Source organism: Paenibacillus sp. FSL M8-0334 (assembly GCF_038000405.1).
Lineage (GTDB): Bacteria > Bacillota > Bacilli > Paenibacillales > Paenibacillaceae > Paenibacillus_AQ > Paenibacillus_AQ campinasensis.
On record NZ_JBBOCH010000002.1, the window covers coordinates 1,312,117 to 1,336,015 of the forward strand.

Annotated in this window: 22 protein-coding genes and 1 tRNA gene; 19 read left to right on the top strand and 4 right to left on the bottom strand. The window is 53.9% G+C overall.

The genetic code is table 11. The features are described from left to right. Positions 1–50 precede the first annotated feature (50 nt). Positions 51–1,664 (top strand): S-layer homology domain-containing protein, encoded by a 1,614-nt coding sequence (locus MKX64_RS20170; protein WP_341037156.1) that lies wholly within the window; start codon positions 51–53, stop codon positions 1,662–1,664. A 93-nt stretch (positions 1,665–1,757) separates the two neighbouring features. Here MKX64_RS20170 and MKX64_RS20175 read toward each other — a convergent pair whose 3' ends face one another. Further along, a complete protein-coding gene (locus tag MKX64_RS20175) occupies positions 1,758–2,858 on the bottom strand; it encodes an alpha/beta hydrolase family protein (RefSeq protein ID WP_341037158.1) in 1,101 nt (366 codons plus the stop codon). Between the two features lie 209 nt (positions 2,859–3,067). Between MKX64_RS20175 and MKX64_RS20180 the strand changes: the two genes are divergently transcribed. The 6 genes from MKX64_RS20180 (at position 3,068) to MKX64_RS20205 (ending at position 6,978) form a co-directional block, all read left to right on the top strand. After that, positions 3,068–3,140: transfer RNA gene (locus MKX64_RS20180), tRNA-His, on the top strand. Between the two features lie 292 nt (positions 3,141–3,432). Continuing rightward, positions 3,433–4,152 (top strand): ZIP family metal transporter, encoded by a 720-nt coding sequence (locus MKX64_RS20185; RefSeq protein ID WP_341037159.1) that lies wholly within the window; start codon positions 3,433–3,435, stop codon positions 4,150–4,152. A gap of 84 nt (positions 4,153–4,236) precedes the next feature. After that, the gene (locus MKX64_RS20190) at positions 4,237–4,497 is read left to right on the top strand and encodes a YqkE family protein (RefSeq protein WP_095266244.1); all 261 of its coding nucleotides are present in this window, start codon (positions 4,237–4,239) and stop codon (positions 4,495–4,497) included. 174 nt (positions 4,498–4,671) lie between these two features. Next, complete coding sequence (tnpA, locus tag MKX64_RS20195) at positions 4,672–5,145, top strand: IS200/IS605 family transposase (RefSeq protein WP_341035207.1); 474 nt, start codon at positions 4,672–4,674, stop codon at positions 5,143–5,145. A 311-nt stretch (positions 5,146–5,456) separates the two neighbouring features. Continuing rightward, positions 5,457–6,176, top strand: a complete 720-nt coding sequence (locus MKX64_RS20200) for a DsbA family oxidoreductase (RefSeq protein WP_095266245.1) — start codon at positions 5,457–5,459, stop codon at positions 6,174–6,176. A 211-nt stretch (positions 6,177–6,387) separates the two neighbouring features. Beyond that, a complete protein-coding gene (locus MKX64_RS20205; RefSeq protein ID WP_095266277.1) occupies positions 6,388–6,978 on the top strand; it encodes a TVP38/TMEM64 family protein in 591 nt (196 codons plus the stop codon). A 23-nt stretch (positions 6,979–7,001) separates the two neighbouring features. Here the strand turns inward: MKX64_RS20205 and MKX64_RS20210 are convergent, their stop codons facing one another. Next, positions 7,002–8,291, bottom strand: a complete 1,290-nt coding sequence (locus MKX64_RS20210; protein ID WP_095266246.1) for an MFS transporter — start codon at positions 8,289–8,291, stop codon at positions 7,002–7,004. Between the two features lie 260 nt (positions 8,292–8,551). Here MKX64_RS20210 and MKX64_RS20215 point away from each other — a divergent pair, with 260 nt between their 5' ends. The 6 genes from MKX64_RS20215 to MKX64_RS20240 all read left to right on the top strand — a co-directional run bounded on the left by MKX64_RS20215 (position 8,552) and on the right by MKX64_RS20240 (position 15,073). Further along, entirely contained in the window at positions 8,552–9,394 is an 843-nt protein-coding gene (locus MKX64_RS20215; protein WP_095266247.1) for a DegV family protein, read from the top strand. A 51-nt stretch (positions 9,395–9,445) separates the two neighbouring features. Next, the gene (nagZ, locus tag MKX64_RS20220) at positions 9,446–10,813 is read left to right on the top strand and encodes a beta-N-acetylhexosaminidase (RefSeq protein ID WP_341037161.1); all 1,368 of its coding nucleotides are present in this window, start codon (positions 9,446–9,448) and stop codon (positions 10,811–10,813) included. Positions 10,814–11,069: 256 nt separating this feature from the next. After that, a complete protein-coding gene (gene rpoD, locus MKX64_RS20225) occupies positions 11,070–11,978 on the top strand; it encodes an RNA polymerase sigma factor RpoD (RefSeq protein ID WP_230875876.1) in 909 nt (302 codons plus the stop codon). Between the two features lie 211 nt (positions 11,979–12,189). Next, positions 12,190–13,236, top strand: a complete 1,047-nt coding sequence (locus MKX64_RS20230) for a UDP-N-acetylmuramate dehydrogenase (RefSeq protein WP_095266250.1) — start codon at positions 12,190–12,192, stop codon at positions 13,234–13,236. Positions 13,237–13,336: 100 nt separating this feature from the next. After that, complete coding sequence (locus MKX64_RS20235; protein ID WP_095266251.1) at positions 13,337–14,266, top strand: manganese-dependent inorganic pyrophosphatase; 930 nt, start codon at positions 13,337–13,339, stop codon at positions 14,264–14,266. Between the two features lie 291 nt (positions 14,267–14,557). Beyond that, positions 14,558–15,073 (top strand): hypothetical protein, encoded by a 516-nt coding sequence (locus MKX64_RS20240; RefSeq protein ID WP_095398822.1) that lies wholly within the window; start codon positions 14,558–14,560, stop codon positions 15,071–15,073. 207 nt (positions 15,074–15,280) lie between these two features. Here MKX64_RS20240 and MKX64_RS20245 read toward each other — a convergent pair whose 3' ends face one another. Further along, complete coding sequence (locus MKX64_RS20245) at positions 15,281–16,024, bottom strand: hypothetical protein (RefSeq protein ID WP_095398823.1); 744 nt, start codon at positions 16,022–16,024, stop codon at positions 15,281–15,283. A 269-nt stretch (positions 16,025–16,293) separates the two neighbouring features. Here MKX64_RS20245 and MKX64_RS20250 point away from each other — a divergent pair, with 269 nt between their 5' ends. Then, the gene (locus MKX64_RS20250; RefSeq protein ID WP_155618471.1) at positions 16,294–17,784 is read left to right on the top strand and encodes an alpha-N-arabinofuranosidase; all 1,491 of its coding nucleotides are present in this window, start codon (positions 16,294–16,296) and stop codon (positions 17,782–17,784) included. A 13-nt stretch (positions 17,785–17,797) separates the two neighbouring features. Further along, positions 17,798–18,082: a DUF6171 family protein gene (locus tag MKX64_RS20255; protein WP_095266255.1), complete on the top strand. Its 285-nt coding sequence runs from the start codon at positions 17,798–17,800 to the stop codon at positions 18,080–18,082. Between the two features lie 63 nt (positions 18,083–18,145). On the opposite strand, the gene MKX64_RS20260 is transcribed toward MKX64_RS20255, so the two are convergent. Next, positions 18,146–19,414: an MFS transporter gene (locus MKX64_RS20260; protein ID WP_341037163.1), complete on the bottom strand. Its 1,269-nt coding sequence runs from the start codon at positions 19,412–19,414 to the stop codon at positions 18,146–18,148. Between the two features lie 212 nt (positions 19,415–19,626). Here MKX64_RS20260 and MKX64_RS20265 point away from each other — a divergent pair, with 212 nt between their 5' ends. The 4 genes from MKX64_RS20265 to MKX64_RS20280 are packed head-to-tail and all read left to right on the top strand — an operon-like array spanning position 19,627 to position 23,763. Then, positions 19,627–20,667, top strand: a complete 1,041-nt coding sequence (locus MKX64_RS20265) for a LacI family DNA-binding transcriptional regulator (RefSeq protein ID WP_095266257.1) — start codon at positions 19,627–19,629, stop codon at positions 20,665–20,667. 14 nt (positions 20,668–20,681) lie between these two features. Next, positions 20,682–21,842: a Gfo/Idh/MocA family protein gene (locus tag MKX64_RS20270; RefSeq protein ID WP_095266258.1), complete on the top strand. Its 1,161-nt coding sequence runs from the start codon at positions 20,682–20,684 to the stop codon at positions 21,840–21,842. A 55-nt stretch (positions 21,843–21,897) separates the two neighbouring features. Continuing rightward, complete coding sequence (locus MKX64_RS20275; RefSeq protein WP_095266259.1) at positions 21,898–22,629, top strand: ThuA domain-containing protein; 732 nt, start codon at positions 21,898–21,900, stop codon at positions 22,627–22,629. A gap of 27 nt (positions 22,630–22,656) precedes the next feature. Then, positions 22,657–23,763 (top strand): Gfo/Idh/MocA family protein, encoded by a 1,107-nt coding sequence (locus MKX64_RS20280; protein WP_095266260.1) that lies wholly within the window; start codon positions 22,657–22,659, stop codon positions 23,761–23,763. Positions 23,764–23,899 lie beyond the last annotated feature (136 nt).

Genomic DNA, 23,899 nt, shown 5'->3' on the forward strand with positions numbered 1-23,899 from the left:
CTTCTGATATGGTTGAACATATCTGAACAGATAGAATCGAGGCGTAACTGGTGAAAAAATGGATGTTGTCTTTCACGCTGCTGTCCTTAATGGCTGCAGCAAGTTGTAATCATGCATTGGCTTATGCTAAAGCTCCGAGTCCCCCTTCGTTTCATGACGTATCCGGAAGCTTCGCCCAGGAAGCGGTCGTTCGCCTGGCGGGCAAAGGCATCGTGAACGGAGATGAACAAGGGGCTTTTTTACCGAAGGATCCGGTCACGCGGGCCGAATTTACGGCCATGCTGCTGCGAATGCTGGAGCTCCAGCCGGTACATAATGATCTGCAAGCTTTTCGGGATGTCGATGAATCAGCCTGGTACTATGGCTACATTCATGCATGGGTCAATCTTTCGCTCGTAGAGGGCAATGGTTATCTCTTTGAACCGAATCGCATGATCAACCGTCAGGAGGCTGCCGTGATGGTGATGCGGGCGCTGAAGCAAACAGACGGTTACACCGGCCATTTGGAAGGCGTTTATGGCGATGCATGGCAGATCGCATCATGGGCCCGCTCTGCTATAGCCCGCTCAACGGATGCCGGGCTGCTGACAGGCGACCGGGGGAAGTTCCGACCGCTTGACCTGATGACGAGGGAAGAGGCGGCGGCACTGCTGGACCGCGCACTGACGGCAGGCGATGTGTCGGCGGCGGTGGAAGCGGGGAGGAAGGCGAGTGATGCCACAATTCGGATGGGCTGGCTCTACAACGGAACAGCGTCACAGTACATCGCCTACGCCAAGCGAGCTGAGCTGGATGTGCTTGTTCCGCGCTGGTACTTTCTTGAGCCATCCGGAGCATTGACCGACCATACGGATGACCGGCTGCTTCAATGGTCGAGGTCAAGCGGCACGAAGGTATGGGCGATGGTCGGGAACAGAGGCAATGCCGAATCCACGCATCAGCTGCTGAGCAGTGCCGACAAACAGAAGGCGTTCATCAGCGCATTGCGCGGTTATGTGAACAAGTACGATCTGGACGGCATCAATCTGGATTTTGAAAATGTGCGGCCCGAAGATCGTGCGGGGCTTACTGCGTTTGTTGCCTCTTTGTCGACAGAGATGCATAAAGCGAATGCGGTCTTATCTGTCGATGTATCGCCCGACTTGAACACGGATTGGACGGCCGCCTTTGATTACGCGGCGCTTGGCCATTATGCCGATTATATCGTGCTGATGGGATATGATCAGCATTGGTCTGGATCGCCGAAAGCCGGATCCGTCTCTTCCCAGCCCTGGCTATCCGGTGCGGTGAACAAGCTGCTCACCCAGGTGCCGGCCAGCAAAAGCATCCTCGCCGCCCCGCTGTATACGCGGGACTGGCAGCTCGGGCCGGCGGTGACCTCCCAGGACATCAGCCTGGTGGAGCAGGGCAACCGGATCCGCCAGCGCCGGGCTCAGCTGGCCTGGGATGAGGTGATGGGGCAATACACGGCTTCCTATACGCTCAGCGGGAATGCGCATCGCATTTGGACCGAGGATGCGCGTTCCTTGTCGCTCAAGCATGCGATTGGCGCGAGCCGCGGTCTAGCGGGGTATGCTTACTGGTACATGGGCGGAGAGACAGCGGATGTGTGGCCAGCCATCTCGAATGCACTGCAATTTACGGATTATCGGTTCAAGCTGTAGGTACGCGTTCAGCCCTGAACAGAGCAGAAAAGCACCGGCGAGCCGGTGCTTTTTCATGTTTGGCTAAATCACTACAGGCTCGAGCCTGATGATTTACGGATATGGGACAGGGCTTTTCAGCCAGTCGAACATCCGCTCAATGGCAGCCGCATGCTGCAGGGCAGGGAAGTGATGCCGCAGCCCCAGGTAAAAATGCGCGTCCACGTGGTAACGCAGCTCCTTCAGCCTGTGGAGCATCCGGTGGCTATGCTCAATTGCCACCAGCTCATCGCTGGTGCCATGCACAAGCAGAACCGGGCAGCGTAGCTGCTCCGCCAAATGGAGCGGAGAGCGCTGTCTGTACTTATCCGGCACTTTGTTGGGCGTGCCGCCGATCACTCTCTTCATCATCCGCCGCAAATCGATCCGTTCTTCATAGGTTTGGGTCAGATCGGACACGCCGCTCCACAGGATCAGGCGTGAGATATGGCTGCACCTTACAGCTGCCTGTGCCGCATTAATTGCGCCTCGGGAAAAGCCGAGCATATGCATCCGTGCCGAATCGATCCAGGGCAGCTGTGACAGCCAGTGGATAGCGGTCAATACATCATGGGTATCCGAGCCGCCGAACTCATCCCGGCCTTGACTTCCCTCGTTGCCGCGATAGGCAGGCGCGAATACGATATAGCCCTGGGCGGCAAACTCTTCGATCCACTTGAGCTTCACTGCGCCGACTCTTCCGATGCCGCCCCGGCAATAGATGATGAGCGGGAATTTGACTTTGCCTGGGGAGGAGACAACCTGAGAGCCAGCTAAAGAAGTGTCAGCTATAAGGCCGGCTACGCCAGGCTGCCCCGTATCCGGGATGTTCTCGCCATGGTTCGTTCCCGCCTGATCATGATGTCCATACGCCAGCCCTTCGGCTGACTGGAGATCAAGCGTGCGCGGTGCGTCATGACGCGTGTCAAGGTCAGAGGCCTGAACAGGGCAGGCCCCTGCATCGCTGTTTGGAAGTGAAGCTGTGTCTTTATGAAGATCCCCGCTCGCGGGGCGGTGATGAAGGGAACAGGCCAAAGTGTTCATGACACAGACCTGATCCATGCGCTGAATGTGCTGAAGCATCGCTTTGATTGTATCGATCGCGGTGTCGGGTGGAAATCCGAGATACCCCTTCACCCGCAGCTGATCGGATATGTAGTCGATCTGATAAATCATGGGTTGATTCCTCCAGTGATTGAACAAGCCTCGCCATAATCGGGCATCTGCCCGCGCGAGGTGAATGCTCCACCAGTATAGACCGTTGCAGTCGGGAGAGCAAATGCCGGTCGGCATCGAACTTTGGAATGTGAACAATTACCATTTGCCTTTTGGGGTGATTTCTGCTACATTATTGTTCTGGACGCACTTGATGCGTTCAACATATGGCGGTCGTGGCGAAGGGGTTAACGCACCGGATTGTGGCTCCGGCATTCGTGGGTTCAAGTCCCATCGATCGCCCTTACAAGGGATGCCTGATGGCAGAATGATTTGCCAAGGAAGTCCAAGCTATTCATTCATTTACGTAGAAAAGGTCGAAGACGGCGCTACACTGAGCCGAATCTTCGGCCTTTTTCGGTTATCATCCGGTCAAGAACGACAATATAATGAGAAGGCGGGCCCATCGGCTTGCACAGATGAGGTTGATGAAGCCGGTATTTTTATATCCGTCATTTACGCTGCGCTAGCTTCCGAGTATGATATTGATGTTGGGTTGCTCGGTATTACTTGCGAAAAGGGGACTACATAAAGTATGGAATCTGCATTGCTGGGAAGTCTCATATCTGCGATGGCGACGGTGCTAGGCGCTGTTCCGCTGCTGTTCGTCAAGACGTTGTCGGAAAAATGGAAGGACATTCTGATCGCTTTTACAGCGGGCATCATGGTGTCTGCGTCTACATTCGGGCTGATGCCGCAGGCGCTGGAGGAATCGGGGATGATTCCGCTGACGATCGGGCTGCTCGTCGGCATCCTCGTTCTGGATTTGATCGAAAGGAATATTCCTCATATCGATGTAGAGAACCGGGCAGGCATCAGTTCGTTTGATACCTCTTCTCTGCTGGTCATCATTGCGCTGTGCATTCATAATATTCCCGAGGGCTTGAGCACCGGCTTCAGTTATGCCAGCCAGAACGAGGGGCTGGGACCGATGGTGGCGATCTCGATCGGGGCGCAGAACATGCCGGAGGGGCTGGTGCTGGCCGTGTTCCTGATCAATTCCCGGGTGAGCAAGGCGAAGTCGTTTCTTGTCGTATTTTTGACCGGTTTGATGGAGATGATCTCGGCCGTTATAGGCTATTTCGCCGCCAGTTATATCGAGTGGATGATCGGTTACGGTCTGGCGTTTGCGGCAGGGGCGATGATGTTTATCGTCTACAAGGAATTGATTCCGGAAAGCCACGGCCACGGGTATGAGCGCCCTTCTACGTACTCCTTCATCGCGGGTCTGCTGATCATGGTCTACATCAGCTAATTCTTTGTCTGACGGCTTTCTGTCAGGCGGCTGATAAAGCGGCCCGGAGATGCTATAATAAGGGGGAAACCGAGGTGAGCAGAATTGGCGAAGAAAAAGCGTAATATGCATACGCCGAGACCGGAGCCATCCGACAAGCCCGCAACGCTAAAGGATATGCTGAATCCGCAGGTGCTGGAGCAGCTGAAGGCGACAACCGAAGCGCTGAAGGCCAGCGAGTCCGAGCGTCTGGAGAAGGAGCGCCAGCAGCGGGAAGCGGAGCGGAAGGCCGAGCAGAAGCGCCGTGACAATGATTTCGAATATTTGCTCGAGCATAGCGAAATGGATTGGCGCAAATATAAATAACAGGCAGCCTATGGCTGTCTGTTTTATTTATGGCTTTAGCCAGTTGAGCTCGCGAAGCGTGCGAAACAAAAAACCACCCGCTATGCGGGTGGAGGGATCGAGGGTTTGACCATCCAGACCATTCCGATAAAATTGAGATGTTCAGGCTCAATAAAATGAAAGGAATGGTCTTAGATGGCAAACAAGAGCTATAGTCTAGCTCACACGAAGTGGATGTGCAAGTACCACATTGTGTTCACCCCGAAGTATAGACGGAAAGAGATCTATAATCAAGTGAGAAAAGATTTAATCGAAATTTTCAAACGATTGTGTAAATACAAGGGAGTAGAGATCATAGAAGGCCACATGATGCCAGATCATGTACATATGCTGGTAGCCATTCCCCCAAAGATATCAGTATCATCGTTCATGGGATATCTGAAGGGAAAAAGCTCACTTATGATATTCGAGAAGCATGCCAACTTGAAGTATAAGTATGGCAATCGAAAATTTTGGGCGGAGGGATACTACGTCAGTACAGTGGGATTGAATGAGGCAACCGTCGCAAAATATATCCGTGAACAAGAAGCACATGACCAAGCAATAGATAAATTGAGTGTGAAAGAGTATGAAGATCCATTTAGCAGAAACAGTAGCAAAAAGAAGTAAACCCGTTTAACGGGTAAGTGAAAGTGACAAATAACAATGAGCCTGAACAGTTTTGTGTCAGGCCAGCGTCTTTAGGCGCAGTTTGGCAACAAGGGGTTATACCCCAAGAGCAAACCACCCGTTGGACGGGTGGTCATGATTTGGCTTCATCAGTCACCAGGCAGATGCCCCTGGTTACATCACCTGCTTTCGGCTCGAAGCAGACCAGATGTGAAGGATAGCCGGAAGCCATTGCAGTAGGACGGATAGAAGGTTACAATTAGTAAGCGGATCGTTTTGAATTTTATGTGAAAAAAGAGGGGGCCTTCGGGATGCAAGTGGAGATTTGGTCGGATTATGGGTGTCCGTTTTGTTATATTGGCAAGCGCCGTTTTGAGCAGGCGCTGGAGCAATTTCCTCATCGGGATCAGGTTCAGGTCGTTTATCGCAGCTTCGAGCTTGATCCGAACGCCAATTATAAGCCGGGCTTGACGCTGGATGAACTGCTGAGCGGCAAGTACGGCATGTCCATCGAACAAGCGAAAGCAGCGAATGAGAATGTGACCCGGCAGGCAGCAAGCGTCGGTCTCGAATACCGCATGGATCAAGCCGTGCCGGCAAATTCCTTCGATGCGCACCGGCTCGCGCATTATGCGTCCCAGCACGGTGTGATGAAGGAAATGACGGAGCGCTTGTTCAAGGCTTATTTTACGGAAGGGCAAAACCTGCAGGACCGGGCGGTCCTTGCCGATCTTGCCGCCGAAGTCGGCTTGTCCCGGGATGAAGCGGCCGCTGTGCTGGATAGCGAGGCGTTCAGCACCGAGGTTCGTGCTGACGAAGAGGCGGCGGCCAAGCTGGGCGTACGGGGCGTGCCCTTCTTTGTGCTCGGCGGCCGGTATGCCGTGTCCGGCGCCCAGCCGCTGGAAGTGTTCACAGATGCCCTTCAGCGGGCTTATGCGGAGTCGAATCCGCTCGTCATCGTCAATGAGGACGGGGATGGCGGAGTATGCACGGATGAAACCTGCGAAGTGAAAGGTAAGGAAAACCAATAACGAAGTCACTGGAACCAGGGAACAGCGCCCGAAGAACGGCCACGGCTTGTGGCAGCCCTTCGGGCGCTGTTGTTGTTGGTGACTGAATGCGCACCCTAATACGAACGTGATTTTTTTGTAGGACCCGGGGATCTTTTTCCTTTATACTAGAAGAAATTGTCCAGAGAAATGGGTGGATTCATTGTATATATCGTTGGGTAATATGGATATCATGTCTTATTTCACAGAAAGCAACCTGGAGCTATGGCTGGAAAATTTCCGTTCCCTTGGCCCGCTGCCGGGCATTTTGCTTACCTTTCTCAAGTCCTTCATCCCGCCGCTGCCCACGATTGTCATCGTCGGGGTCAATGCTGCTGTATATGGCATGTGGCCGGGATTTCTATATTCCTGGATCGGGATGGTTGCAGGCTGTCTGACGACGTTTCTCATCGTCCGGAAGGTGTCCTCCTCGGCGTTCATTGAGCGCTGGGCAGCGAAGCCGAAGGTGCAAAGAGGCCGGCTCTGGATTCAGGAGAACGGATTCAGTTATGTATTTCTGCTAGGCATATTGCCAGTCGGGCCGTTCGTTGCCGTCAACATTGCTGCCGGTCTGGCCCGGATGAACATCATGTCCTACTTGCTGGCTGTTACGCTTGGGAAAGGGATTATGGTGTTCTGCGTATCCTATATTGGAGCGAATGTGTCGGATCTGCTGTCCCAGCCGTTCAAGCTGGTAGGCGTGCTGGCCTTCATTATCGTGTCGCTGGTGCTCAGCCGCAAGCTGGAGAGCTATTACATTCGAAGACATGCTCCCCAGCAGTAACGAAAGCCGCGCGTGAAGCGCCGCTAGAGTGCGGCGGTCGTGGAGACGGAGGGGTCCTTCCGCTCGCGAAACAACCGGTAATAAAGGATGGATGATACGACATACAGCACGCCCGTAATGCAGAAGGTAATGGCATAGCCCCAATAACTGCCGTACGTTGTCACCAGCGAGGATTGAACAGGCCCCATCGTCGCCCAGCCGAGCATGAACGCCGTTTGGGTGATGGAGTTGGCAATGCCTCTGCGGTGGTCAGGCACCCGGTCGATCAGAATGGACGCCTGAATCGGATTGGCTGCATTCATCAAGGCCTGCCGGAACAGGAATCCGAGCGACGCCACTAACAATATGTTGGTGAAGCCGGTCAGCAGCAAGAATGGCAGTGACAGCACCTGGAAGAAGACGACCGCTTTGATCGCTCCGATGCGGTTCACCAGTGTCGGTCCGATCATCATGGACACAATGGTCATTACCTGTCCGAGTGAGATCAGGATGCCGACAGCCGACAAGGAGACGGAGAACCGGTTCGTAAAATATAGATTCAGGTAAGGCACGACGAGGCCTGAGCCTAGCCCGATAAGCAGCTGGGTGGCAGCGAATTGACCGATGATTTTGAACTCGCCGCGCCGATCCTGCAGCTGTAGCTGCGGATTGGGGGCAGCGTCTGCCGCAGCTTTAGGCGGTTCGGATTTTCGCTGTTCGCTCTTCTTCATCTCGGTTGTGAACAACAATGGAATAAAAGCCAGAAAGGTGGCCGTTCCGCCGATAAAGAGCGAGATTTTCAGACTGTCGATTCGGTTTAATCCGAGCACTTGCAGGAAGTCGGCCAGAAATCCGCCGCCCATGCTGCCCAGCACCTGAGATGCCAGCACAAGCGAGGCGTGAATGCTGAAGATGCGCATCCGGTCCGCTTTGGTTGTGTTTTCCGCCAGGAACGGAATGGCAAGCACCTGGAAGAAGGAAGAGAACAGTCCGGTATAAATCGCAAGTCCGAGCAAGCTCCATTCGCTTTCGAGAAATGAGCGGACAATGAGTCCGGCACCGCTAAGCAGTGCGCCGAGCACCAGAATGTTTTTGCGGCTTGTCCGGTCTCCCATGAATCCGATAGGAATAAACATAAGGGCCGTTGCCAGCGACTGAACACTGACGACCGTACCGTTCATGGAGTCATCATACCCCAGGTTTTGTATGTACAGATTGTAGAGCACGCTGAACATGCCGGTTCCGATCTGGTAAAGCACGTTGGCCAGGAAAAACAGCTTGATATTTCGGGGCCATTGTTTCAAATCTTTCGCTGACTGATGTAATAGTTTCATAATGATGAATGCCTCCTGTTTGCAGCAACCTTTATATTTTAACAGTTTCTGTATGGAGGGGAAAGGAAAAATGCAACACTGCTGGTAAGAGGCGTGACGAGTTATCATCGCCCGACCAGCCCCTCTTTAGCCCGAGGCTTCGAGGCGGCTTAATGTTTTCCATTTGCATGCTTGGCCCGGGTAGTCTATCATTGTTGTTTAAAGCGGTATCATTTCAGATGCCGTAGATGAATAATGAAAGCGAGACGTGAGCAGCAATTATGAGATCCATTGCATGGGTGACCGACAGCACTTGCACCATTGATCCTTTTTTTGCCAGGGATAACCACGTGTATATCGTCCCGTTACGATTGATCGTGGGGGAGGAAGTGTACAGAGAGAGCATTGACATTTCAGCAGAAGACTTCTATGAAAAAATGAAGAACGAAAGCAAAATCAGCAGCTCGCAGCCGCCAGTCGGCGAATTTATCGAGCTGTACGAGCAATTGAAGGACAAGTACGATGATGTTATTGCCATCCATTGTTCATCGGAGCTTAGCGGTACTCTCCATGCGTCCTTGCAGGCAGCAGAGATCGCTGAAGTGAATGTCGTCGGGATTGATTCCCAAGCAGGCGCATTCCCGCTGCGTGAAATGATTGAATCCGGCATCGAATGGTACAAGCAGGGAGATACGGTAGGGGTTATTAAGGAGAAGATCCAGAACATGGTGCAAAATTTGCGGTTCTATCTGATTCCGGCGAGCCTGCACCGGCTGCACAGCAGCGGCCGTGTATCCGGCACACAGCTTGCGGTCAGCCAGCTGCTGCGCATCCATCTGCTGCTTCGCTTCGATCAAGGGAAGATCGTTGTTGCAGAGAAGATTCGGACGTTCAAAAAAGCCCGCCAGCGTATGATGGACGTGCTGAAGGAGGATATTAAGAAAATCCGCAAAGTATGTATTATGCATGCCAACAATGAGGAAGAGGCCAAGCAGATGGAGCAGGAGATCACCAGTTCCCATCCATCCTTGCAGACGGAGATTATGACCTTTATTCCTGTGGTCGGCATTCATGCCGGTGAAGGAACGATCGCCATGTCATGGATTCGCAATCATACGAGGTAAGAAGCAGCACATTAGCATCTCAATTTGCGTGCGAGAGGGGGCGGGGACAAGATGTTCAGGAAATGGTCGATAGCGTCCTGGCTGCTGCTTGTTGTCCTCCTGGTGCCGCTCGTCAGCTGCGCTGGGGGCGCTAGCTCAGGCACGGGAGCGACAGATGCCCCGCACGAGGCGTCTGAGTCTGGGGCCGGCGGAGATACGTCAGGGCAGGAGTCCCCTTCGCCGGAAGAGCCCGGTGAGCAGGATGCGGGGAACGGCAGCGATGACTTGGCACCTGTTGAGGATGAAGGGGAAGACAACGGTTCAGGCCCGGACTCCGATGCTATGCTCCAGGCTGCAGCCGAACTGAGCCGCCTTGAGCTTGATGAGAAGATCGGCCAGCTCGTCATGGTAGGCATCGACGGGACGAAGATGGATGAGACCACCCGCCGCCTGATCCGAGACGATCATATCGGCGGCATTATCTTGTTCAGGGATAACATCGATAGCATGGAACAGGCGGTAGGGCTCATCAATGAGTTGAAGAGGGAAAATGCCGACAATCCGGTTCCGCTGTGGCTCAGTATCGATGAGGAAGGCGGGCGTGTCACCCGCTTCCCCGAGTCGTATGTGAAACTGCCGTCAAGCCGCGACGTCGGCGGCAAGGGGGATCGCGAGCTTACCGAAACCGTCGGTTCGCTCATAGGGGCAAGGGTGGCCTCGCTGGGGCTGAACATGGTCTATGCACCGGTGCTGGATGTGGATAGCAATCCGGACAATCCGGTCATCGGCGACCGTTCCTTCGGTACGACGCCGGATAGAGTGGCCAAGCACGGCATCGCATCGATGAAAGGCATCCAGCGCGAAGGCGTCGTGCCTGTGGTGAAACATTTTCCCGGCCATGGCGATACCGCGGTTGATTCCCACATCGGATTGCCTGTTGTAAAGCATAGTCTCGAACGTCTGCACCAGATCGAACTGGTGCCGTTTCAGCAGGCGATCGAGCAAGGAGCCGATGTGGTCATGGTGGCCCATCTGCTGATGGAAAGCATCGATCCGGATACGCCTGCATCCTACTCCAAGCCGGTCATTACCGGTTTGCTGCGCGAGGAGCTTGGCTTTACCGGCGTTGTCATCACGGACGATCTGACGATGGGCGCTGTTGCCGCCACCGCGGACATCGGCGAGGCGGCTGTGGCCTCGATAGAAGCCGGAAGCAATATCGTCATGGTCGGGCATGATTATGCCCAGGAGGAGGCTGTCATCAAGGCGCTGCAGCAGGCGGTTGAATCGGGGCGCATATCCGAGCAGATGCTCGATGACAGGGTTCTAGCCACTCTGGCGCTGAAGCAGAAGTACAATCTGGATCACGAGGAAGTGCCGATCCCGGATATCAACAGGCTGAACAGCGAGGCGGAAGCGGTGCGCAAGGCCATTAAATAGGTCCGGGCTCAGGCAGGCCTGGCGCTTCCTATAACATGATAAAACCCGATCTCAGGAAGAGATCGGGTTATGATGGTTCATTAATTATACTAAAATGTTGAAAAAAAATCGAAAACATGATAGAATGAGGGGTAAATAATTATTGGGCATTTGTCATAATAATCTAATATTAGATTAGCACAAAATATTGGGAATGTCAACAGGGGGGCATAGAATGGAAAACCGTCAGAGTGCGGATTTTGCATTGGAACGTGAGATGGAAGAGGCGGAAAAAACGGCAGCTTCTCCAGCAGAAGATTTTTCCGTTCATGATGATCTATCGCTTCCGCCAGGCATCAAGATCAGCGATCCAGTTCGTATGTACCTGAAAGAAATCGGTCGTGTTCCCCTTCTCTCGGCAGATGAGGAAGTGGAATTATCGAAACGAATAGAGCAGGGGGACGAGGACGCCAAACGCCGGCTTGCGGAAGCCAATCTTCGTCTCGTCGTCAGCATTGCCAGACGCTATGCAGGCCGAGGCATGCAGTTTCTTGACTTGATCCAGGAAGGCAACATGGGTCTGATCAAGGCAGTTGAGAAATTCGACTACTCCAAAGGGTTCAAATTCAGCACATACGCAACCTGGTGGATTCGTCAGGCAATCACGCGTTCTATTGCGGATCAGGCCAGAACCATCCGGATTCCGGTTCACATGGTCGAAACGATCAACAAGCTGGTCAGAGTGTCAAGACAGCTCCTGCAGGAGCTGGGGCGCGAACCGACGCCGGAGGAAATTGCTAAAGAGATGGACATCAGTCCGGAGAAGGTCAGAGAGATACAGAAGGTATCCCAAGAGCCTGTATCGCTGGAAACCCCGGTCGGGGAAGAGAGCGATTCGAATCTTGGCGATTTTATCGAGGACCAGGACGCGCTTGCTCCGGCAGACGCGGCAGCGTTCGAGCTGCTGCGGGAACAGCTGGAGGAAGTGCTGGATACGCTCACCGAGCGTGAAGAGAATGTGCTTCGCCTCCGCTTCGGGCTCGAGGACGGAAGAACCCGTACCCTGGAGGAAGTCGGTCAGGTATTCGGCGTTACCCGGGAACGGATTCGCCAGATTGAAGCCAAGGCACTGCGCAAGCTGCGTCATCCGAGCCGGAGCAAGCGGCTGAAGGACTTTCTGGAATAATTCGGTACGATATGATGCTTTAAGCATACGATGTTCTGCAGACCCCTTGAGACGGGCAGCCCGCTGCCGTTTCAAGGGATTTTTGTTTAATCTGTCGCTTGTGACGGCTCAGATTGACACCGGTCAAGGAGTTGCATCATAATGATGTAGCATCCCGCAATGGATTAGAAACTGTCCCAACAAGCGGGCGGTAGAGGGAGTGACAGACAATATGAATGTACATAATTCCGCTGTAGAGCGACTGTGCAGGCGCAATGTCCCTTTGGCGAAATTTTCAACATATGGCATCGGCGGTAACGCCAACTATCTGGCTATGCCCGAGACGAGCGAGGAACTGGCCGAGCTGCTGCAGGACTGCAAGCGGCGCGGAATGCCCTGGTTTATTTTTGGCATGGGCTCCAACATTCTTTTTCCGGACGAACCGGGAAGGGACACGGTGTTTATCACCTTGAAAAATATGGCGGAGATCAAGGCGAACGAAGATCGGTGGTATGTATCTGCGGGCACGCCGATGTCGCTGTTATCGCTGCTCGGACTCGTTGGCGGAACCGATATGCTGGATTTCACATTCCTGCTGCCGGGATGCCTGGGAGCTGGCATTTATATGAATGCCAAATACAATGCACAGCAAATTTGCGACATCGTGGATGTTGTCTATTATATCGATACCGAGGACCCTTCGCTTCAGGTGCGTTCCATTTCTGCCGAGGACTGCCGGTTTGCTTACAAGCAATCGATCTTTCAGCAGCATCCATGGATCGTGCTCGGAGCGGATCTGAAGCTTTGCGTCAGCTCCGAGGAACAGGTGAGAACCGCCGCTGTACTGCTGGCAGAGTGGAAGGCCCGGGGGAGTCACCCGTCTTCGTTGCCGAGCTTCTTTTCATTCTTCCTCGGAGAGATCCATTCTTTGGCCGGACGGGGCATTCAGACACCGCAAACGATGCTCGATATTATCCGCTACCGTACAGGCAAGAAGCACTTCGATTATCCATCATGCGGCTCGGTGTTTAAGAACAATTATGATTACGGTGTTGCGACAGGCTTCCTGGTTGACAAGCTGAACCTGAAAGGGACGGAGCATGGGGGAGCGATCATCTCGCCGCATCATGGCAACATGATTTTGAATTACAATCAGGCGACCGCCGCGGATGTCATCTATCTGATTAATCTCATTACCGAGGCTGTCCATAAGGAATTCGGCTTTGTTCCGGAGCCGGAAATTGTGCTGGTTGAAGAGAAGGACAAAAATTCTCTGTAAAGGAATTGGAATAAGTAGATTTTAACGCTATAATCAGATAGGTGAGCCTCTTTTATCGAGGTGGAAGAGGAATATGAATAGAATGAAAGGAGCAGTATACATGGCAAAAACACTGATCTTTGGTCACAAAAATCCGGATACGGATACGATTTGTTCTGCGATTGCTTATGCGGATCTGAAAAATCAACTGGGTCTGTCCGCCGAGCCTGTACGTCTAGGCGAAGTGAATGGAGAGACGCGTTACGCACTGGATTATTTCAAGGTGGAAGCGCCGCGTCTGGTTGAAACGGTAGCGAATGAGGCGGAGGAAGTCATCCTGGTCGATCATAACGAGCGCCAGCAAAGCGCTAGCGATATCGATAAAGTGCGCGTGGTGGAGGTTATTGACCATCACCGGATCGCCAATTTTGAAACAAGCCAGCCGCTGTACTATCGTGCCGAGCCTGTCGGCTGCACAGCGACGATTCTGAACAAGCTGTACAAGGAGAAAGGCGTGGCCATTCGCAAGGAGATCGCCGGACTTATGCTATCCGCCATTATCTCGGACTCGCTGCTGTTCAAATCCCCGACCTGCACGGAGGAAGACGTTGCCGCTGCGCGCGAGCTTGCCGAAATCGCAGGCGTGGATGCGGAAAGCTATGGCCTGAGCATGCTCAAGGCCGGTGCGGATGTCAGCGACAAAACGATCGCCCAGCTGCTGTCGCTGGATGCAAAAGAATTCCAGATGGGAGAAGCGAAAGTGGAGATCGCCCAGGTGAACACGGTGGATACCAACGATGTGCTGTCCCGCCAAGCTGAGCTGGAAGATGCAATCCACGCAATCATCGCTGACAAAAATCTCGATCTGTTTGTGTTTGTAGTAACCGACATCCTGAACAATGATTCGGTTGCGCTCGCGCTTGGAAAAGGGTCACAGGCGGTTGAGAAGGCCTACAATGTCACGTTGTCTGATAACAAGGCGCTTCTGAAAGGTGTCGTTTCCCGGAAATCCCAGATCGTCCCTGTACTTACGCAAGCTTTCACAAGCTAATCGCTTGCGAGCTGACCGGCCTCTTGCACAGAGGCCGGTCTTTTTTGTGTTTCAATATACAATCCCCCGCCCCCAGTACGGCTGCTCCTGGACGAAGATTGAAATATTGTCATGTAAATTATAACAATCTGAAACCTTTATTCCGGAAATCAGATCCTATAATAAGGATGCATATACTTATAAAAGGCGCGTTTGAGACGGCCAGCCTCCGGGTAATTTTTTCTGAAGGCAAAGCCTGCCCATATTAGATCTATCAATCACATCCCAACGTGAAGGAGCGACGACGGGAAAATGAAAAAATCAGCATGGAGAATGGTGTTGTTCACTATCATTGTGCTCATGATGACAACCACCTCAGGAATGGCGTCAAGCAATAGCTATGAGCCTGTTCCGGAAGCTTCCAACCAGCAGGCGGTGTACATTCACTCCCTCGACATCCGGGATGGTCAGCTGTACCTGGATGTGGATCCGATCACCTGGTATGAAGGAGAGGAAGCGGACAAGGTGTTCCGCGAGCGGGTACAGGATCCTGAGATGACAGAAGCGCCGGACGGTTATTATATCGTGAACGATACCGAGGAGCATATAACACTGCCAGTGGATGAGCATGCGGAGATTCTGCTACAAATTTATGATCGCACAGGCCAGTGGGAAGATGTGCAAATCGTCTGGAATGAGAAAGTAGCCCTGTCACGCTTTGGGGAGCTGTTCGCCAACGATGAGCTTGTAGATATGAAGTGGTTTCCGTATCACATCACCGTCAAGGACGGTGTGGTTGTCAAAGTGATCCAGCAGTACATTCCATAAAATAATCTGACACGCCATAACGATCAGCATAACAGAAAGCTGCCCGCGACCGGGACCGGCCACTGTCTGAAGGACAGGGAGGAGGTTCTCCGGATTTCGCGGGCAGCTTTTTCTAATGGTCGCGGCTTGTACGTATTCCGCGGTGCAATCAGGCACTGTGGTTTTCACCTTCGCCTCAGCGCGAACCGTAGCGCCATGCCTCCGGCATCAGCTGTGATGGCCGGCCGGGGGCTGCTTCGGGTACATCAGCTTGCCATGTACAAATTCGGTCACAAACTGGTTCAGCTTGGCGATACGCTCGTCATATTTTTCCTTGGTGATCTTTCCGTCTTTCAGCTTCTGGTCCAGGCGCTGCGTAATGGATTTGACCTGGAAATCGATCACGTCCTGTACCGGCACGCCCTGCGCTTTGGCAATCTCGGCAAGGCTTTTGCCTGCCTGAAGCTGTTGTCTCAGCTGCTCCGGTGTCATCTTTAACAGCCTGGCAAGCTCGTTGCTGTCGGCCATCGCTTTGCCGTAGTGGTACGCCCGCGCATGCCATCCACCTTTTGAATCAAGCAGCCGATCGGCTGCGGCGGAGTAATCCACCGTTTTTCCGGATGTGGATGGATGGGAAGCGGCGCGATCCTTCATGATTTCCATCACTTTTTCCTTGATTTGCTCACGGGGAATGCCCTGTTGCTTGGCGATTTCAGCCAGTGAAGAAGTTTTCAGCTTTTCTTTCAGCACCTGCGGTTCCAGCTTCACATAGTCAGCCAAGGCCCGGAACCATTTGCCATGCTTCCCTTCTGCATGCGGATGGCCCCCCGGCTGCTGTGACCGGACTGACGGCATTGTCTCTTTCGGATTCTGCGCAGACAGCGCTTCTGCAAATGCAGGAAGACAGCATCCGAGGGCAAGGATTAACAGCAAAGGCAGCAGCGCTGCCAGTTTCAGATTGTTTCTGTTCATATGTGTAACCACCTTTCTTGATGATGGGCTTTGGATTAGCCCATGGTTGTCCAGTATGCCAAGTTCATCTTTTAAAATAACCGTATCCCTGGAGAAAAATACATAAAATGGATCCCGATTTGCCGAGTTGTCATCCATGTGGCCGGGTTGAAAACGTTTAATATTTTCGGTTGACGAATGCATCATGTCGGCGTTATTATTTGTTTAAGTAAATGATGAATTGTTTTAATTAAATGTGTAAAAAAGAAAACGTGAGGAGAGAAGAAGCGATGAGTCATGAAATCACGATTAATACGGATGTAACGAGAGGGAAGATTAACCGCAATATTTATGGCCATTTCTCGGAGCATTTGGGACGCTGCATCTATGAAGGAATCTGGGTCGGAGAGGATTCGCCGATTCCGAATACCGAAGGGATCCGCAACGACGTTGTGGAAGCGCTTAAGAATTTAAATATCCCCGTATTGCGCTGGCCGGGCGGCTGTTTTGCCGACGAGTATCACTGGAAGGATGGCGTGGGACCGAGGTCGCAGCGCAAATCGATGATCAATACCCACTGGGGCGGCGTGGTGGAGAACAACCATTTCGGCACGCATGAATTCCTTCGCCTGTGCGAGTTGCTGGAATGCGAGCCTTACATATCCGGCAACGTGGGAAGCGGTACGGTTCAGGAGATGTCCGAATGGGTGGAGTACATGACCTTTGATGGGGTGTCTCCGATGGCGGACTGGCGCAAGGAGAACGGCCGGGAGCAGCCGTGGAAGCTGAAATATTTCGGGGTCGGCAACGAGAACTGGGGCTGCGGGGGCAACATGCGGCCAGAGTATTATGCGGATCTGTACAGACAATTTCAGACCTACGTGCGGAATTATGGCGATAATACCATTTATAAAATTGCCTGCGGCCCGAACGTTGACGATTACCGCTGGATGGAAGTGGTCATGAGAGAGGCGCATCGCTTTATGGATGCGATCAGTCTGCATTACTATACCGTGCCTAGAGAATGGTCGGATAAGGGGGCGGCGACCGGATTCCCGGTTCAGGAATGGTTCCAGACGCTCAAGAAGGCGCTGTATATGGACGAGCTGATCACAAGACACTCCGCCATTATGGATCAGTATGATCCGGACAAGCGGGTCGGGTTGATCGTGGATGAATGGGGCACCTGGTATAATGTGGAGCCGGGAACGAACCCTGGATTTCTGTATCAGCAAAATACGATTCGCGATGCGCTGGTGGCCGGACTTACGCTCAACATCTTCCACGAGCATAATGACCGGGTGGTCATGGCCAATATCGCCCAGATTGTGAACGTGCTTCAATCGGTTATCTTGACGGAAGGGGAGAAGATGCTGCTGACCCCAACCTATCATGTGTTTGAAATGTATAAAGTGCACCAGGATGCCGAGCGTCTTGACACACACTACAGCGGCGGTGCCTATGAGATGGACGGAGAGTCGATTCCGCATGTATCGGTGTCGGCGTCCAGAACCGTAGACGGCAAAATCAACGTCAGCTTGTGCAACTTGAGCCACGCGTCGAAGGCGGAAGTGTCAGTGGCTCTGCGAGGCTTGAAGGGATCGCTGTCCAAAGTGAGCGGTCGTCAGCTGACAGCGGGAGCGCCGGATGCTCACAATACGTTTGAGGCGGCAGACAACGTCAAGCCGGCAGCCTTCACCGACTTCGAGGTTGAAGATCAGACGCTTCGCGCCAAGCTGGCCCCGATGTCGGTCACGGTGCTGGAGTTGAGCGCCGGGTAAAGGAGGGGGAAGCATGCGGCAGCAGGAATCCGGCTGCAAGGGCTGCAGGGAAGAGTACAAGGTAACGGAGGAACAGATCCAGCGTGTGCTGTCCTCCCCGATGTTCAGCGAAGAGCGCTGTGTGCCGAACGATCAATACGAGGCGCGTCTAAACGCCTGCTCCTCGTGCCCGAAGCTTCAAAGCGGGACCACCTGCACCCTGTGCGGCTGCATCGTGCAGATTACAGCGAAGCTGATTGAGAAGCGTTGCCCGTATCCCGGTCAGGACCGGTGGGCTGCAGCGACAGCCGCCGTCTAGCAGATCGAAAGCCTGCCTCCCAGATAATGGGGGCAGGCTTTCCTTATGTCTTTATGTGATGAATCATATCAGCTGTTTGCGTGCTTTCAGATAACGGTACAGCACCATGCCAAAAACAGAGCAAAGCAGCGCGCACAGTCCGATGAAGCCGTAGCCGGCCTGAAGGCCCCGCAGCAGGCCCAGCTCGGTATCCTGCCCGAACAGCTGCTTAAAGCCATTCGTAATCGCCCCGATCAGATAGTTGCCGATGACGCTGCCGATGCCCATCATCGTCACCACGAAGGTGATGGCGGTGTCGCTCTCTCTAGGATAGCGTCTGGCAATCAGCGCCATCACCGTCGGATAGATCGGGGCAATCCCGATCCCTGCTGCCGCAAACAGAAAGGCATAGCTTTCGCCTCCGAAGATGGCGGCAAAGGTGCATACCCCCGTTAGACCGGACAAGATGATGATCGACAGAGTAAAGCCGATCCGGTCTGTGATCGGGCCGAGCAGCAGCCTCGCGGCGGAGAAGCACAGGAAGAACGCGGACAGCATGCCGGCTGCGGCCGAAGGCTCCCAGCGGTAGGATTTTTCAAGATAATTGACGAGCCAGCCTCCAACGGCCATCTCGGATACGACGCCAAAGGACAGAATAAGGACAATCAGCCACAGCGCCCGGTCCTTGACCAGCTGTTTCAGCGGAATTCGCTGCAGGCCTGTTGCATCATCCGGGGCATCGCTTGGAAACTTGCTCATGGCAGCCGGAATCATCGGAAGCACCGAGAGCATCAGCATGGCAAAATACATCCCTCGCCAGTCCAGTGTATGACCAGCTATCGTAACGGTCATCAGTCCCGTTGCAATCATCGGGGCGACCGTAGAGCTGATGCCGTAGAAGAAGTGGGATAAATTCATCATCGTGCCGGTATTTCTGACAAAGATGCGTGCTGACAGAATAGCGAGGCCGATTTCAAGCATCCCGTTGCCGATATACATCAGGAAATAGGAAGCTGAAAACCAGGAATAACTATGGGCCCAAAAAATAAATATCCCGGATATCGCCATCGTGCCAAAAGCGAGCATGCTCACCCATTTAATCCCGATCTTGCGCGTCAAAATGGCCGTGAACGAGCAGGCGATCAGGTATCCGAGCGCATTGAGCGACAGCAAGGTGCCGATCTGCATTTCATTCAGATTGAAATCGAGCTGGATGCGTGGAATGGCCGGCCCCTTGATGTTCTCGGAGATGCCAAAAATAATAAATCCCAGAAAAATCGTAGCCAGATGCAGGTTGTAGGTCCTGTTCCGCTTGCGCCCCGCAGGGCGGTTCGTTTGCTGCTCGGTGATCATCGCGGTTTCGTTCTCCTATCCGGTGGTATATACACGACTTATTAAACGTGTTTAGTAAGTATCTGTAGCAGATTACCACATCTGTTTGCACTTTAGCAATCTAAATTTTTTTGTGGAAACACCTCTGTTTTTTTCGGAAAAGCAGTTGACTTAACAAGGGGCGCATGAGAAAATGTACGCGCGTACATTATTTGCTGAAGGAATGATGAATTATTGCTAGCCGTAAAGAAGTTGCACAGATCGCCGGCGTATCGGAAGCTACCGTCTCACGTGTACTGAACGGGGTGGGCCCGATGAAGGAAGAGACGAGGCAGCGGGTGCTAGCTGCAGCGCGGCAGGTTGGCTATACGCCGAATGCCATCGCCCGGAGCTTTGCTACGCGCCGAAGCGGCCATCTCGGTGTTGTCATGCCGTACGTTCCGAAGGCCAGACTGTTCTCCGCCTATTATTTCTCCGAAATTCTAAGCGGAATCGGAAGCCGTGCCCAGGCGAACAAGTATGATCTCCTGATGCTGTTTCGGGAGCCGGGCGGGACGATGGACTATATGAACTTGTTCCGGTCCCGGAAGGTGGATGCATGCATTATTCTCGGCGCGAAGGACGAGCTGGGCGAGCGGGAAGCGATACGCGAGCTGGATCAGGGGGGACATCCGTACTGTCTGATCAATCAGCGCTTTGACGGCGAGAACTTCCACGTGGTGGACGCCGATCATGCCGAAGGAGGCTACCGTGCCGTTCGCCATCTGCTGCAGGCCGGATATCGCCGAATTGCCTTCCTGAACGGACCGGACGTATATTCCAACAGCCGTGACCGACTGGCCGGATACCGACGGGCGCTGGATGAAGCCGGCATTACGCCGGATGAGTCGCTGCTGTTCGAAGGCAATTTCAGCCGGAAGAGCGGCCACGCTGCGGCAGAGTTTATCGCTCCGCTTCTCCCGGGAATCGACGCGGTGTTCGCGGCGAATGACCGGATGGCTATCGGTCTGTCGCAAGGATTGCGCGCCCGAGGCGTCAAGCCGGAGCATATGCCAGCCCTGGTCGGCTATGATGATTCCGATTCGGCGGAGATGTCCGATCCTCCGCTGACCAGCGTGCGGGTTCCATTCTATCAGCTTGGCGAGCTTGCGGCATCGCATGTGCTTCGTTTGCTTGAGGAGCAAGGCGGTCCGGCAGATCGCCGGGAGCGGATGCACTTGCAGCTGCCGACCGAACTGGTTGTCCGTGCTTCTTCCCTGAATCGTACAATGTAAAGGAGGATATTCTCATGAAACAATTGCGAGTTGGAATGATCGGCTATAAATTTATGGGCAAGGCGCACAGTAACGCTTACCGCAGTGTGCCTATGTTTTTTCCGGATGCACTGAAGCCGGAGATGGTGGCCATCTGCGGCCGTAACGAAGCGGCGGTGCAGGAAGCGGCCACCCAGTTGGGCTGGAATGAAAGCGTTACCGATTGGAAAGCGCTGATCGCTCGTGATGACATCGACCTGATCGATATCAACGCGCCAAGCGATGCGCATAAGGAAATCGCAATTGCTGCAGCCAAGGCTGGAAAGCATATCTTCTGTGAGAAGCCGCTGGCACTCACGCTGTCGGATGCCCGGGAAATGCTCCAGGCAGCTGAGGAAGCCGGCATCGTGCATATGGTTGGCTTTAACTATAGATTTTCCCCGGCCGTAAAACTGGCCAAAAAGCTTATCGAGAGCGGCAGGCTCGGCAAGATCTATCATTTCCGCGGCTGGTTTTTGCAGGACTGGATTCTGGACCCGCAGTTCCCGCTCGTATGGCGGCTTCAGAAGGATATTGCCGGCTCCGGCTCTCACGGCGATCTGGGGGCTCACATCATTGATATGGCCCATTATCTGGTCGGCGATATCGCGGAGGTGATCGGCATGAGCGAAACCTTCATCAAGGAGCGGCCGCTGGCCAGCGAGATGACGGGCCTGAGCGCCACAGGCAGCGCTGACGGTCCGAAAGGTCAGGTTACCGTTGATGATGCCACCTTGTTTCTGGCCCGCTTCGAGAATGGTGCGCTTGGAAGCTTCGAGGCGACCCGCTTTGCGGCTGGTCACCGCTGTACGAACTCCTTCGAAATTAACGGCAGTCTCGGCAGCATCAAGTTCGACTTTGAGCGCATGAACGAGCTGCAGGTGTATTTTACCAACGATGATGAGGATGTCCAGGGCTTCAGACGCGTTCTGGCTACGGACCCGGCCCATGATTACATGGATGCCTGGTGGCCGCCGGGCCATACGATCGGCTTTGAGCACACGTTCACGCATGAGGTGCTTGAACTGGCGAATGCTGTCGCCGAGGGGCGCCAGCCCGAGCCGAATTTCCGCGACGGCGTCAAGTGCCAGGCGGTGCTTGAAGCGGTGGATAAATCGATTGAGGAGCGGCGGTGGGTTCCGCTGTCCGAAATGTAACGGGATGAGGAGAGACTACACGCTGGAGAGAACAATAACAAAGGAGAGCTGACCAATGAAAAAAGCGCTGATCGTATGGGGAGGCTGGGACGGACATGAGCCCCGGCAAGTAGCGGACATTTTTGCATCGCTGCTGCGTGAGGAACAATTTGAGGTTGAGGTATCGGATACGCTGGATGCATTCAATGACGGGGAGAAGCTGCTCGGACTGGATCTGATTGTACCGGTATGGACGATGGGCGAGATCAGCCAGGATCAAGTGAACAACGTGTCGAACGCCGTGCAGCGCGGAACCGGACTGGCCGGCTGCCATGGCGGCATGTGCGATGCCTTCCGGAACAATGTGGACTGGCAGTTCATGACCGGGGGGCAATGGGTAGCGCATCCGGGCAATGACGGTGTCACATACAAGGTCGAAATCAAGCAAAGCTCTAGTCCGCTGGTGGATGGCATGGAGGATTTCAACGTCGTTTCCGAGCAGTATTATCTTCATGTCGATCCGGCGGTTGAGGTGCTGGCGACGACAAGATTTCCGGTAGCGCCCGGACCGCATATGCTGAATAAATCGGTGGATATGCCGGTTGTCTGGACGAAGCGCTGGGGCTTCGGACGAGTCTATTACAACTCGCTCGGGCATCATGCTGATATCGTGGATATGCCGCAGGTGAAGGAGCTGATGCGCCGGGGGCTGCTGTGGGCTGCCGAAGGCAAAGCGCTCGCCGCTGGCCGCGATGTGTCCCTGTTCACGCATGGTGAAGGATATACCGGAATGGGAGACAGCCAGTAATCGACGGCAGAAGGAGACGAAACCAAGATGAAAAAAGTAAAAGTAGGCATCATCGGCTGCGGTAAAATCAGCGGCATCTATATGGAGAACTGCCATAAGTTCGACATTCTGGAGCTGTGGGCATGCGCCGATATCGACCGCGCCCGTGCGGAAGAGCAGGCTGCCAAGTACCAAATTCCGAACGTCTATACGACGGAGGAACTGCTGGCTGATCCGGAGATCGAGCTAGTGATCAATCTGACTATACCAGCCCAGCATGCCGCGATTAATCTGGCTGCGCTTGAGGCGGGCAAGCATGTGTATGTGGAGAAGCCGCTCGCTGTCACCCGGGAAGAAGGGCTTAAGGTGCTGGAGACGGCCAAGGCGAAAGGGCTGCTTGTCGGATGCGCACCGGAAACCTTTCTCGGCGCAGGCATTCAGACGGCATTGAAGCTGGTCAGAGAAGGGCGGATCGGCAAGCCGGTTGCCGCTACCGCCTTCATGATGAGCCGCGGGCATGAGCATTGGCATCCGGATCCGGAATTCTATTATGCCGCTGGCGGGGGGCCGATGTTTGATATGGGGCCATACTATCTTACCGCGCTTGTTCAGCTGCTGGGTCCCATCCGGAGTGTTGCCGGCATGACAGGGGCTGCCCTTGCTGAACGCACCATCACAAGCGAGAAGAAATACGGGCAGAAGGTGCCGGTAGACATTCCAACTCACGTGGCCGGGCTGCTGCAATTCCAGGAAGGTGCGATTGGCACCATCATTACGAGCTTCGATATTTTCGGTGACAGCGATCTTCCCCGGATCGAAATTTACGGCACGCAGGGCATATTGTCCGTTCCCGATCCGAACACCTTCGGCGGCCCGGTGTTATACCGGTTGACCGGGGAGTCGGAATGGACCGAGGAGCCGCTGCTGCCAGGATATAGCGAGAACACAAGAGGAATCGGCCCGGCCGACATGGCGTATGCGATTCGAAGCGGACGTGCGCACCGTGCCAGCGGCGAGCTCGCCTACCACGTACTGGAAGCGATGTGGGCCTTCCACGATTCATCAGACGAGGGCAAGTTCTATCAGATGCGCAGCACAAGCGACGCCCCGCGTCCGTTGCCTCTGGACTTGCCGGCGTATACGCTGGATTCATAAACCGGGATCAGAAGGCTGTCGGCTGCTGCACTGCATGGCCGGTGACCGAGCTGAATCGAAAGGAAACGTAATTGATCGATTCGCAGGAAGCTCTTTAGCGGTATATTCCGGGTCGTAATAACCATACTAACCTTGA